General features: G+C 69.1%; 12 protein-coding genes. 1 reads left to right on the forward strand and 11 read right to left on the reverse strand.

Annotation, left to right across the window (positions count from 1 at the left end; genetic code table 11):
* Nucleotides 1-123: 123 nt before the first annotated feature.
* The 11 genes from ASD56_RS04100 to dnaK all read right to left on the reverse strand — a co-directional run bounded on the left by ASD56_RS04100 (nt 124) and on the right by dnaK (nt 11715).
* Nucleotides 124-1761: a fucose isomerase gene (locus ASD56_RS04100; RefSeq protein ID WP_055961531.1), complete on the reverse strand. Its 1638-nt coding sequence runs from the start codon at nt 1759-1761 to the stop codon at nt 124-126.
* The gene (locus ASD56_RS04105) at nt 1758-2714 is read right to left on the reverse strand and encodes a ribokinase (protein WP_082541237.1); all 957 of its coding nucleotides are present in this window, start codon (nt 2712-2714) and stop codon (nt 1758-1760) included. Before ASD56_RS04105 ends, ASD56_RS04100 begins: the two co-directional genes overlap by 4 nt.
* A 21-nt stretch (nt 2715-2735) precedes the next feature.
* Nucleotides 2736-3608, reverse strand: coding sequence for a dihydrodipicolinate synthase family protein (locus ASD56_RS04110; RefSeq protein WP_055961534.1), 873 nt, complete (start codon nt 3606-3608; stop codon nt 2736-2738).
* Nucleotides 3605-5248, reverse strand: a complete 1644-nt coding sequence (locus tag ASD56_RS04115; protein WP_055961537.1) for a tripartite tricarboxylate transporter permease — start codon at nt 5246-5248, stop codon at nt 3605-3607. Before ASD56_RS04115 ends, ASD56_RS04110 begins: the two co-directional genes overlap by 4 nt.
* Complete coding sequence (locus tag ASD56_RS04120) at nt 5245-5775, reverse strand: tripartite tricarboxylate transporter TctB family protein (protein ID WP_055961540.1); 531 nt, start codon at nt 5773-5775, stop codon at nt 5245-5247. The genes ASD56_RS04115 and ASD56_RS04120 overlap by 4 nt, the downstream gene beginning before the upstream one ends.
* Nucleotides 5776-5824: 49 nt before the next feature.
* Nucleotides 5825-6814: a tripartite tricarboxylate transporter substrate binding protein gene (locus tag ASD56_RS04125; RefSeq protein WP_055963611.1), complete on the reverse strand. Its 990-nt coding sequence runs from the start codon at nt 6812-6814 to the stop codon at nt 5825-5827.
* 79 nt (nt 6815-6893) lie between these two features.
* Nucleotides 6894-7577 (reverse strand): GntR family transcriptional regulator, encoded by a 684-nt coding sequence (locus ASD56_RS04130; protein WP_055961543.1) that lies wholly within the window; start codon nt 7575-7577, stop codon nt 6894-6896.
* A gap of 59 nt (nt 7578-7636) precedes the next feature.
* Nucleotides 7637-8122: a heat shock protein transcriptional repressor HspR gene (locus ASD56_RS04135; protein ID WP_055961545.1), complete on the reverse strand. Its 486-nt coding sequence runs from the start codon at nt 8120-8122 to the stop codon at nt 7637-7639.
* Nucleotides 8123-8227: 105 nt separating this feature from the next.
* Complete coding sequence (locus ASD56_RS04140) at nt 8228-9220, reverse strand: DnaJ C-terminal domain-containing protein (RefSeq protein ID WP_055961548.1); 993 nt, start codon at nt 9218-9220, stop codon at nt 8228-8230.
* An 18-nt stretch (nt 9221-9238) separates the two neighbouring features.
* Nucleotides 9239-9844: a nucleotide exchange factor GrpE gene (locus ASD56_RS04145; protein WP_055961550.1), complete on the reverse strand. Its 606-nt coding sequence runs from the start codon at nt 9842-9844 to the stop codon at nt 9239-9241.
* Nucleotides 9845-9846: 2 nt separating this feature from the next.
* On the reverse strand, nt 9847-11715 hold the full coding sequence (dnaK, locus tag ASD56_RS04150) for a molecular chaperone DnaK (RefSeq protein WP_055961552.1): 1869 nt from the start codon (nt 11713-11715) through the stop codon (nt 9847-9849).
* Between the two features lie 184 nt (nt 11716-11899).
* Here dnaK and ASD56_RS04155 point away from each other — a divergent pair, with 184 nt between their 5' ends.
* Nucleotides 11900-12463, forward strand: a complete 564-nt coding sequence (locus tag ASD56_RS04155) for a GNAT family N-acetyltransferase (RefSeq protein WP_235565510.1) — start codon at nt 11900-11902, stop codon at nt 12461-12463.

A 12463-nucleotide genomic window follows, 5' to 3' on the forward strand; every position in this document is an offset into this window, starting at 1 on the left:
CCCCGTCTCGCCCTCGGGCGCTTCTGCGTCCCCGCGCCGTGGTGAACGGTCGCAACACGCCGCTACCGCCGGACGTTCGACGGCGTGTTGCGTCCGTTCAGGCGTCGCCGTGGCCGCGTGGGCTCAGAGACCCTCGACGCGTCCGACGATGTTGACGCGGATGCCGATTCGGTCGAACATCGCGGCCTTCGCGACGAGACCCTTGTCGGCCGTCTCGGCGTCGGGCGCGTAGACGAGCTGCGCGTGGTTGGCCTTGTGCCGCGCCATGAACTGGTCGCGCGACACGTCGTGGAGCACGACGTGCGCGATCGGCCACTCCGGGTTGGTGGCGTCCTTGCGGCGCTGCGTCTCCTCTGCCGGGAGCTCGACGACGGTGCCCCGGAAGATGTCGGCCTGCAGGATGCCGTCGGCGATGAAGACGCGCGAGATGACGACCTCGCCCGGCTTCGAGACGCCGTTGATCGTCGCGCCTCCGGCCGGGAAGAACACCGGTCCCTGACGCCAGCCCTCGGCCTTGTCCCAGCCGCCGAGGTGCGAGGCCGGGACCGAGCCCGAGATCTCGTAGACCCAGACGAACTCGCCGTCGTAGTCCTCGCCCCAGCGCACGTCGTGCAGGGTGTTGTCCGGCACCAGGCCCATCGCCGTCCAGACGCGGTCGGTGATGAGCGCGTCCACGGCGACCCCCTCATCGGCTTCGTTGAAGTGCGGGAGCGCGCGACCGGCGAAGAGCTCGCGCGACCCGTCCCTCGAGAGCACGGGCGGGCGCTCGGTGGAGTTCAGGACGCCTTCGGCGAGATCGGATGCCGGCACCAGATCCTTCAGACCCTGCTGGTACTGGATGCCGACCGCGTCCAGCCCGAAGTCGTCGGCGATGCGCAGGGCGGCCACGTACATCTTCAGCTGCCAGCGCACCTGCGCTTCGGTCAGCTCGGTCTTCTCGTCGGAGCCGAAGCGGAACGTCATGCCGCGATCGATGAGCCAGTCGCGGGCGGCGTCGGCCTCGGCATCCGTCACGGTCAGCATCTCGGCGTACAGCGCCGACTGAGAAAGACGCTCCTTGTAGATCCCGGTCGCGTTGAGCAGCTCGTCGTCGAAGATCGCGTTGTACATGCCCATGCAGCCCTCATCGAAGACGCCGATGATCGCCTTGTCGGCGAGGAGCTGATCCCCGAGCGCCCGGCCGAGCTCGACCTCGGGCGTGCCGGGCAGCTGCGGCAGGGGCCTCACGTGCGACTCGTCGTGGGTGATGCGCCCGGTCTCGGTCCACTCCTTGAGGCCGGCCTTGAACCAGTCGTCGGTGAAGTCGACGGACCAGATGGTGGAGTACTCCCGGCCCATCTTCGTCATGCCGGCGTTGAGGCCGAGGAGTCCGACGAGTCCCGGCCAGTCGCCCGCGAAGTTGGCGACGGTGAGGATGGGACCGCCGTGGGTGCGCAGGCCCGCGAGGACATGGTGCGAGTACTGCCACACGGCCTCGGCGACGATCAGCGGCGCGTCGGCGGGGATGGTCTTGAAGACCTCGAGCCCCATCCGCTGGCTCGAGATGAACCCGTGCCCCGTGTCGGGGTCGATGCCGTTGGCGCGCACGACGGTCCAGCCGAGCTCGCCGAGGGCGGCCGTGACGTCGGCCTCCATCTGCGCCTGCGTCGGCCAGCCCGCGCTGTTGGCGGACTCACGCAGATCGCCGCTCGCGATGAGGTAGGCGGTCTTGGGCGGTACCGTCGTCCGCTCGCGGGTGGTGGGCAGCGAGTAGGTGCTCATGAGGTCTCCTGAAGGGCGGGTTCTGCGGTCGGGGTGATCGTGGGGACAGGGCCGGGATCGTCAGTGCGCGTGAGCTCGGCGTCGATCTCGGCCCCGGTGGGCATCGACTCGGCCGCTCCGTGCCGGCCGACGGAGATCGACGCGGCGACCGCTGCCGCGTGCAGGGCGGAGTCGAGGTCGGCCCCGGCGGCCAGTCGTGCGGCCAGAACGCCGGTGAACGTGTCGCCTGCAGCGGTGGTGTCGACCGCGTCCGCTCGCCGTGCCGAGACACGACCGACGATCGCGCCGCCCGTGGCGACGAGCGCGCCGCGGACTCCTCGCGTCAGCACGACGGTGCCGGCATGAGCGCTGAGCGCGATCGCCGCACGCTCGGGGTCGGCGTCACCGGACAGCAGCACGGCCTCGCCCTCGTTCGGGATGAGAAGGTCGGCCAGCGCGATGATCTCGTCCAGACCGGCGCGGGCCGGTGCCGGCGTCACGACCGTCATGACGCCACGGGACCGCGCGAACTCGAGCGCTTCGCGCACGAGCGCCTCGGGACGCTCGAGCTGGACGACGAGGTGGGATGCCGCGGCGATGAGGTCACGGTCGGCGTCCTCGAGCATGTTCCGGCCGTTGGCCCCCGGCACGACCACGATCGCGTTCTCGCCGTCGTCCGTCACGGTGATCTGCGCGATGCCGGTCGGATCGTTGACGATGCGCACTCCCGCGACGTCCACGCCTTCGTCCTGCAGCCAGGTGCGCAGGCGAACGCCGAAGTCGTCGGCTCCCACGGCGCCGATGAAGGCCACGGAGGCTCCGGCGCGGGCCGCGGCGATGGCCTGGTTCAGCCCTTTGCCCCCCGGTCCCGTCCGGAACGACGAGCCGAAGATGGTCTCGCCCGGCTCGACGCGCCGCGGCTGCCTGACGACGAGGTCCATGTTCGCGCTTCCCAGCACGGCGATGCTTCCCATGGCACTGTCCATCGACGCGGATCAGGCGCGATAGGCCGCGAGGACGCGGTCGATCTCGGCGAGCGCGTCGACATCGGGCTCCACCAGAGCCATCCGGCAGACACCGTCCGCGACGCCCATGCTGCGGTACGCCGCCTTCATACGCGCCATGTCGCCGCCGATCACCGAGACGACGTCGTCGACAGCTGCCTGAGCGCGCTCGATCTCCGCCGAGTCCCCGCTGTCCGCCGCACGCGCGAGAGCGCGGAACGGCGCCGGCAGCACCGACGAGACGCCCGACACCACCCCCTGGGCGCCGACTTCGCCGGCAGCCACGAGCTCGCGGTCAGCCCCGGTGTAGATCACGAACTCGGCCGGCACCACCGCGCGATACGCCGCGAGCTCGTCCAGCGACAGCTCGCTGACCTTCGCGCCGATGACGTTCGGCAGCTGCGCCAGGCGGACGAGCAGCTCCGGGCTGACCTCGATGCCGCTGCGCTTCGGATACACGTAGATGAAGAGCGTGCCGTCGCCGATCGCCTCCGACACCGCGGCGAAATAGTCGTAGACGGCATCGTCGGTCGCGGCCAGGTAATAGGGCGTCAGAGCCGCGAACTCCGTCGCACCGAGCCGTCGAGCGATGCCCACGCGGCGGACGGCCTCGAACGCGCTGGGCTGCCCGACATGCACGATCACGCGCATCGCATCCGAGAGCTCCTCGATCGCCGCTCGAACCAGCGCCTCGAACTCCGCATCGTCGATCGCCGGGAACTCGCCCGTCGTGCCGAGGATGAAGGCGCCTTCGTTGCCCGACTGGGCCACGTAGCGGAAGATCGCGCGGCTGCCGGGCTCATCCAGGGTCCCGTCCGCGTGGAAGCTGGTCGGGATGGCGGTCACGATGTCTCGGCGGGTCACTTCTTCTTCTCCGTTGGGCCGGGGGCGGGCAGGTCGATGTCGTCGAGCGTGCGGACCACGCCCGTTCGGGGATCGGGCAGGGCGTCGATCGCCTGGTGCTTCTGCTCGATGTCCGCGACGAGTTCGTCGTCGAGGATCGACTCGGCGAGAGAGGCGCGCTTGTCGAGTGGGCGGCGGGCGTTGCGCACCGCGGGAACGACGATGGACAGGACGGCGAGCGCGAGCAGGATGATCGCGATCGGGCTCACGACCTCGAAGAAGGGCTTCGTCGGGAGGATCGCGAGGGTGCGCGCCAGGTTCTCCTCTGCGAGCGGCCCGAGCAGCAGGCCGAGCACGACCGGACCGGCGGGCACCGACATCCGCTTCAGCACCAGGCCGATGACGCCGAACCCGAGCATCGTGAGCACGGTCGACAGGCTGTTCGACGTCGCGAACGTGCCGATGATGCAGAAGATCAGGATGCCGCTCCACAGGTACGGCTGCGGCACATCGAGCAGCTTCACCATGCCGCGCATGCGCACCAGGCTGAGGCCGAGCGACAGCAGGGTCGCGATCAGCATGATGGCCGTGATCGAGACGACCAGGTCGGGGCGATCGGCGAACAGGCTCGGACCGGGGGTGATGCCCCAGATGATCATCGAGCCGATCATCACCGCCATGACCGAGTCGCCCGGGATGCCGAGCGCCATCGTCGTGGTGAGCGACCCGCCGAGCGTCGCCGACGATGCGGTGTCGGACGCCGTGATGCCCTCGATCGATCCCTTGCCGAACTGCTCGGGCGTCTTGGACACCTTGCGCGCGCGCTCCCAGCCGATGAGGCCGGCGATGTCGCCGCCCGCTGCGGGCACGAGGCCGACGCCGAGACCGACGCCGCCGGAGACCGCGAGAGCACGGCGGGTCTGCAGCAGTTCCGATCTGTTCGGCCACCAGCGGCCGAGGCTCGAGATGGGCCGGACCTTCGACTGGTGGTAGGTCAGCAGCTGGTCGAACAGCTCGGCGATGCCGAAGAGGCCGATGATGACCGCGATGAAGTTGAAGCCCTCGACGAGCTCGAGGACGCCGAAGGTGAAGCGGCGGTCGCCGGTCGCCGAGTACAGCCCGACGGTGCCGAGCATGAGGCCGAACAGGCCGGCGAGGATGCCCTTGAGCATCGACTTGGACGAGATGCCGATCATGATCGCGATGCCGAAGACGACGAGCGCGAACAGCTCGGGAGACTTGAAGTAGTCGCGGGCGAAGGTCGCGACGGGAACCGCCGCGACCGCGAACAGCACCAGCGAGGCCAGGATGCCGATGGCCGAGACGATCGCCGAGATCGTCAGCGCGAGACCGGCGCGGCCCTGCTTCGCCATCGGGTAACCGTCGAGGGTGGTGGCGATCGAGGCCGGAGTGCCCGGCGTGTTGACGAGGATCGCGGGCACGCGGTCGCCGAAGTTGGCGGCGACGTAGATGGTGAGGAGGACCGCCAGGCCCTGGACGGGCTCGAGCGTCATGGTGAAGCCTGCGGCCAGGGCGACGGCCATCGTGGCCGTGATCCCCGGGAAGGCGCCGACGAGGAAGCCCAGGAGCAGGCCGATCAGCATGTACAGCAGGATGGAGATGTCGAGGAGAGCCCCGATGCCATCGACGATTGCGTTCACAGCGGGATCCTCAGCAGCATTCCGAACAGGACGTAGATGAAGGCCGTGACCGCCAGCGGGTAGATCACGAGGCCGAGCCAGCGGCGCTGGCCGTAGACCAGCAGCAGCGCGAACATGTACAGCGCCGTGATGATCGGGAAGATCTCGATGCGGTAGCCGAATGCGACGATGGCCGAGATCGTCCACAGTGCGACGTACACGATGGTGAGCGCGCAGGTGATCGCCACCCGCATCACCCCACCGGGCTGGATGCGCTCGAGTTCTTCGCGCGAGGGCGCCGGGCGCGTGAGGGCGATCACGAGCAGGGCGATCGACACGGCGACGCCGGCGGTTCCCAGCATGAGGGGCCAGAAGCGGGCATCGATCTGCCCGGGCGCAGCGGCCTGCCGCAGCTCGATCTGCGTGCCCAGCGCGAGGTACGTCGCGGTGAGCACCAGGGCGGTGGCAGCGAAGGCGATCTCGATCGCCCGCGACGGGCGCGCGGTGTCGCTGTCGGCGGTGTCGACGACGGTGTCGGGAGTAGACATGGTTCCTCCGGTGCGGGGGCGAGGATGCGTCCTCGCCCCCGCGGACGGGTCAGCCCAGGAGGTCCTGGAACAGGGCGAACTGCTCGTTCACGAAGTCGGTGAACTCGGCGGAGTCGCGGTAGACGACGAGGTTGCCGGCGTCGTCCTGGAACTGCTGGTAGCTGTCGCTCTCTACGGCTTCGGCGATCGCCGACTCGAGCTTCTCGCGGACGTCGTCCGGCAGGCCGGCGGGCGCGTAGATGCCGCCCCAGCCACCGAAGAGGACCTCGCTGCCGATGGCCTCCTCGGCCGTCGGCACGTCCTCGGCGTCCGGGTGACGCTCGTCGTTCAGCACCGCGAGGATGCGGACGGCGTCACCCTGGGCCAGGGCCTCGCCGAGACCGGACACCGCGGCATCCGTCTCACCGGAGGCGGCAGCAGCCACCGCGGTGGCGCCGCCGTCGTACGGAACGGGCGTGAAGGTGCCGTCGGTCTCGGTCGCGAGACCGATCGTCGCCGCCTCCCAGATGGAGCCGGCACCGGAGTTCGCGACGGTCACGCCGCCGGCCGTCGCCTTGTCGACGAGGTCCTCGAGCGTCTGGACGTCGCTGTTCGCCCCGACGGTGACGACTCCGGGAGCGAGCATGATCTGGCCCAGGAGGTCGTAGTTCTCCGGTAGGACGTTCGCGCCCTGGGTCGTATTGAGCATGGCGATCTCGACCGGGCCGAAGCCGATCACGTACCCGTCGGCGGGCTGCCCCGCGACGTACTCCATCGCGAGGGCGCCGGCCGCGCCGGGCATGTTCTCGGGGATCACGCTGACGTCGAGGATCTTCTCGAGCTCGGTGGCGAGAGCGCGCGAGGACAGGTCGGATCCACCGCCCGGGTTCGCCTGGATGATCAGCCGGATGTCCTTCTCGGGGAACGTCGTCTCGGCGACAGCGCCGTCCTCGGTGGGTTCGGGGTCATCGCTCACGCGGGTGCAGGCGGAGATCGTCATGGCGGTGACGGTGAGTGCGAGCGCGGCGGCGGCGACTCGGGTGATGCGCGTGCGGGGCATCATCGCTCCTCTGGTGCAGGTCGACCTTGTTGTCGATGACGCCACGGTACAGCGTTGACTGTTAACAGTCAACGCTTTGTCACGATTCTTCGGCGACCTCCACCAGACGAGATGCCAGCTCCTCGGTCATCCGATCGTGGGCGCCCTGCAGATGCGCCGCGAGGACGCCCGCGGCGACTGCGAGGTCGGAGGTACGCATCACGGCGTACAGCCGATCGTGGTCGGCAGCCGAGTCGTGAAGGTCTTCATCGTGGTTGATGGTGACATCCAGCAGCGCCTCGAAAGTCGGCAGGTACTGGCGCCATGCGCCTTCGAGACGGGGGTGATCGGCCAGCTCGTAGATCTGCGAGTGGAAGTCGAGGTCCGCGGCGAGGAACGCCGCGTGATCACCGGCGTCCGCTGCCAGCGTCATGCGGGTCACAGCGTCGCGCATGGCCCGCCAGCGGGTGTCGTCGCTCACGCGCATGGCCCGCTCGAGGGCCAGCTGCTCCAGCGCCGCGCGGAGGCTGTAGAGCTGTTCGACATCGTCCTCGGTGAGGCCGACGACGTAGATCCCCCGCGGCTTCTGGATGCGCACGAGCTTCTCGAAGGCGAGCTGCGTCACGGCGTCGCGGACCGGGCCGCGGCTGACCTCGAACTCCTCGGCCAGCGCCTCCTCGGTCATGCGGTCACCCGCGCGCAGTTCGCCGCGCACGATGCGCTGGCGCAGGATGTCCGCGACCTGCTGTCCCAGCGAGACCGCGCGTTCCACCGATCGAGCCATTCCGTCTCCTGTCGACGGTTGACAGAATACGACGAATCCATCGAGAGTGACGGATTGGTTCAGACGGATCCGCCGTCGGAGGGCTCGGCATCCGTCCCGTCGTCGCCGCGATCGAGCTGGTGACGCGGCCGCCAGACCACGAGCTCGGTGGCCCGGCGCACACGGGTGCCGTGGCGCAGGGTCACGACGGCGCCCGTCGCTCCGGCGGCGAACACGCGGGCGCCCGGGCGCCGCTCGAGCTCGGTGCGCACGCGATCCTCGAGGTCGCGCACGCGGACGTGCAGCTCGCGGACGCGGTCCTCGAGCTCGAGGATGCGGGCGATCGCGGGCAGGCCGATCCCCTCGGCCGACATGCGTGCGACCTCGCGCAGCTGCGCGACGTGGTGGATGGAGTACCGGCGCGAGCCTCCGGGGGTGCGGTCGGGCACCACGAGGCCGAGACGGTCGTATTGGCGCAGAGTCTGCGGGTGCATGCCCGACAGCTCGGCGGCGACGGCGATCGCGAAGATCGGGGCGTCGTCGTCCACCTCACGCTGCTCACCCATTGCCGTCACCTCCTCCTCCTCCTATTCTCCGGTTCATCTGTGCGATATCGACCTCAAGACATCCGCGGAAGGTCCATTTCGCACAGACGAACGCGCGGGAGCCGTCTAGCCGCGCGCCTTGGACATCAGGTCGGCCCGCGGGTTCTCCTTGGGCTCGAGGTCGTGGTACCGCTCGAGCGCCTCGCGCGCGGCGTCGTCGAGGTGCGAGGGCACTGCGACCTGCACCTCGGCCAGGAGATCTCCCGTGCCCTTCTGTGTCTGGACTCCGCGGCCCTTTACGCGCAGCACGCGCCCCGACGGGGTGCCCGGCGCGACGCGCAGCTTGACGGGATCCCCGCCGAGCGTGGGGACCTCGATCGTCGCGCCCAGCGCCGCCTCGGTGAAGGTCACCGGCACCGTGACGCGCAGATTGAGCCCGTCGCGGACGAACACCGGGTGCGGCCGCACGGCCACCTGCACCACGACGTCGCCAGGCTCGCCGCCGTCCGGCGACGGCCTGCCGCGGCCGCGGAGACGGATCTTCTGGCCGTCCGAGACGCCCGCGGGGATCTTGACCTTGAACGGCTTCCCGTCCTCGCCCTGAAGCGTGATGGTCTCGCCCTTGGCGGCGGTGATGAAGTCGATCGTGGTGCGCGCCGTCACGTCCGCACCGCGCGACGGTCCGCCGCGGCCCCGGTAGCCGCCGGTCGACTGGCCGAACCGGCCCGAGCCGAACCCGCCGCCCTGCTGCTGGTTGAACATCGCGAAGATGTCGTCGAAGTCCTCGGCCTGGCCACGCCCGCCGCGGCCCTGATTGAACATGCTGAACACGTCCTCGAAGCCGCCGTTGCCGCCCTGGCCGGCCGCGGTGAAGCGCGCTCCCGAGCCCATCGCCCGGATCTGGTCGTACTCCTTGCGCTGCTCGGCGTCGGAGAGCACCGAGTAGGCCTCGCTGATCTCCTTGAACTTCGCCTCGGCCGCCGCGTCTCCGGGCTTGGAGTCGGGGTGGTAGGTGCGCGCGAGCTTGCGGTAGGTCTTCTTCAGGTCAGCGTCGTTGACGTCCTTGGCGACGCCGAGGATCTTGTAGAAGTCCTTGTCGAACCAGTCCTGACTGGCCATGGATGCTCCTCCTCGGGCTTACTCGACGGGCACCGCGACGACGACCTTCGCCGGGCGGAGCTCGACGGACCCGAGGCGGTAGCCGATCTCGACGACCTCCAGGACGGTGGGTGCATCGACCCCGGGGGTCGGCGCCTGGAAGATGGCCTCGTGCTGCTGCGGGTCGAACAGTTCGCCCGCCGCCCCGTAGGTGGTCAGTCCCATGCGCTCGGCGACGCCGCGCAGCTTCTCGGCGATGGCGACGAAGGGCGTGCCCTCGACGAGGTCGCCGTGCTTCTCGGCGCGATCGAGGTCGTCGAGCACGGGCAGGAGGCCCTTGGCCACCGAGCCCTTGGCGCGCTCGATCTCGATCTCGCGCTGCTCCTCGGTGCGCCGACGGTAGTTGGCGTACTCGGCCTGCAGCCGCTTGAGGTCGTTCAGCAGCGCCGACTCGAGGTCGGCGATGACGGCGTCCTCGGCCGCGGCATCCGCGTTCTGAGGCGAGCCCAGGATGTCGTCGACCGTGAGCTCCTCGCCCTCGGCCTCATTCGTCGCTTCGGGGTCCACCTGCGGGTCGGACCCGGAAGCCTGGGCTTCCGGGTCCTCGCCGGCGGGGACCTCGTTCTCGAAGTCCTTGTCCGTCATGATTACTTCTTCTCGTCCTCGTCGTCGATGACCTCGGCGTCGACGACATCCTCATCGGATGCCGACGAGCCCTGGTCGCCGGCCGGAGCGTCGGTCTCGGCATCCGGAGTCGCCTGCGCGGCCTGGCTCGAGGCGTAGATGGCCTCGCCGAGCTTGCCCTGGCTCTGGTTCAGCTTGTCGAACGCGGTCTTGACCGCGTCGTCGTCGTCACCGGCGAGCGCCGTCTTGAGCGCGTCGACATCGGCCTGGACGTCGGTCTTGACGTCCTCGGGCAGCTTGTCGTCGTTCTCCTTGATGAGCTTCTCGATCGAGTACGAGAGGGTCTCGGCCTGGTTGCGGATCTCGGCGGACTCGCGGCGCTTCTTGTCTTCGGCCGCGTTCTCCTCGGCCTCGCGGACCATGCGCTCGATGTCCTCCTTGGGCAGCGACGAGCCGCCCGTGATGGTCATCGACTGCTCCTTGCCGGTGCCCTTGTCCTTCGCGGACACGTGCACGATGCCGTTCGCGTCGAGGTCGAAGGTGACCTCGATCTGCGGGATGCCGCGCGGGGCCGGCGCGATGCCGGTCAGCTCGAACGTGCCCAGCGGCTTGTTGTCGCGGGTGAACTCGCGCTCGCCCTGGAAGACCTGGATCGCGACCGACGGCTGGTTGTCGTCGGCGGTCGTGAAGGTCTCGCTGCGCTTGGTCGGGATGGCGGTGTTGCGCTCGATGAGCTTCGTCATGATGCCGCCCTTGGTCTCGATGCCGAGGCTCAGGGGGGTGACGTCGATCAGCAGGACGTCCTTGCGCTCGCCCTTGAGGACGCCGGCCTGCAGGGCAGCGCCCACGGCGACGACCTCATCGGGGTTGACGCCCTTGTTCGCCTCCTTGCCGGCCTCCTGCTTGACGAGCTCGGCGACGGCGGGCATGCGGGTCGAACCGCCGACCAGCACGACGTGGTCGATGTCGGCGACCTTGATGCCGGCCTCGCGGATGACGTCCTCGAACGGCTTCTTGGTGCGGTCGAGCAGGTCCTTGGTGAGGTCCTCGAACTTGGCGCGCGTGATGGTCTCGCTCAGCGACACCGGGCCCGAGTCCGTCAGAGAAAGGTAGGGCAGGTTGACCGAGGTGGAGGTCGAGGAGGAGAGCTCCTTCTTCGCCTGCTCCGCGGCCTCCTTCAGACGCTGCAGCGCGATCTTGTCGCCCGAGACGTCCACGCCGGTGGTGTCCTTGAACTGCTTGATGAAGTAGTCGACGAGGCGCTGGTCCCAGTCGTCGCCACCGAGGCGGTTGTCGCCGGCGGTCGAGCGCACCTGGATCGTCGAGAAGTCGTCGTCCTTGCCCACTTCGAGCAGCGAGACGTCGAACGTACCGCCACCGAGGTCGAAGACGAGGATGAGCTCGTCCTCCTTGCCCTTGTCGAGGCCGTACGCGAGTGCCGCGGCGGTGGGCTCATTGATGATGCGCAGGACGTTGAGGCCCGCGATCTCGCCGGCCTCCTTGGTGGCCTGACGCTCGGCGTCGTTGAAGTACGCGGGGACCGTGATGACGGCATCCGTCACGGTGTCGCCGAGGTAGGACTCGGCGTCGCGCTTGAGCTTCTGGAGGATGCGCGCGGAGATCTCCTGCGGCGTCCACTTCTTGCCGTCGACCTCGAAGGTCCAGTCGGTGCCCATGTGGCGCTTGACCGAGGCGACGGTGCGGTCGACGTTGGTGACGGCCTGGCGCTTGGCCGTCTCGCCGACGAGCACCTCGCCGTCCTTGGTGAAGGCGACGACCGAGGGGGTCGTGCGGAAGCCTTCGGCGTTGGCGATGACCTTGGGCTCGCCGCCCTCGAGGACGCTGACGACCGAGTTGGTCGTACCGAGGTCGATTCCGACAGCACGTGCCATGTGTATCTCTCCTTCGTATGGGCGAAGCGGATGCCTCGGCCCGTGGGTGATGGGAAGCCTGGGCGGATCACAGAAGGTGAGCCGCGATGACTCAACGTTACTCGGGCCCCTGCGAGGTGTCAAATGAAGTTGATACGAGGCGACTCAACTTCGCATCCTCGGTCGGTGCGGCCAGGATGGACCGGTGACTCTGCCCTGGGATTTCCACCCGCTCCACGGCGAACGCGTGACGCTCGACGCGCTGCGCGACGACGACTACGACGCGCTGCTCACGATGCAGTCCGACCCGGAGGTCTGCCGATACCTCCTGTACGAGGCACGCAGCCCCGAGAAGGTGCGTGAAGTGCTGACACGGGATGCCGCGGCCCTCCGCCTCGCAGAGAAGGGCGACTACCTCCAGCCGGCGATCCGCGACGAGCAGGGCGTGTTCGTCGGCACGATGTACTTCACCCTCGCCTCGATCGAGGACCGGACGGCCGAGATCGGCTGGATCCTGGCGCCCCACGGCCAGGGCAAGGGCTATGCGACGGAAGCGGCGGGGGTCCTGCTCGACCTCGCGTTCGGCGAGCTCGGGCTGCACCGCGTGTACGCCGAGCTGGACCCGCGGAACGCGGCATCCGTCGCGATCTGCACCCGTCTCGGGATGCGACACGAGGCGCACCACATCGAGCACATGTGGCTCAAGGGCGAGTGGACCGACACCGGCCACTACGCGATCCTCGAGCGGGAGTGGGCCGCACGCGCGTAG

The organism is Microbacterium sp. Root166 (assembly GCF_001427145.1).
GTDB lineage: Bacteria > Actinomycetota > Actinomycetes > Actinomycetales > Microbacteriaceae > Microbacterium.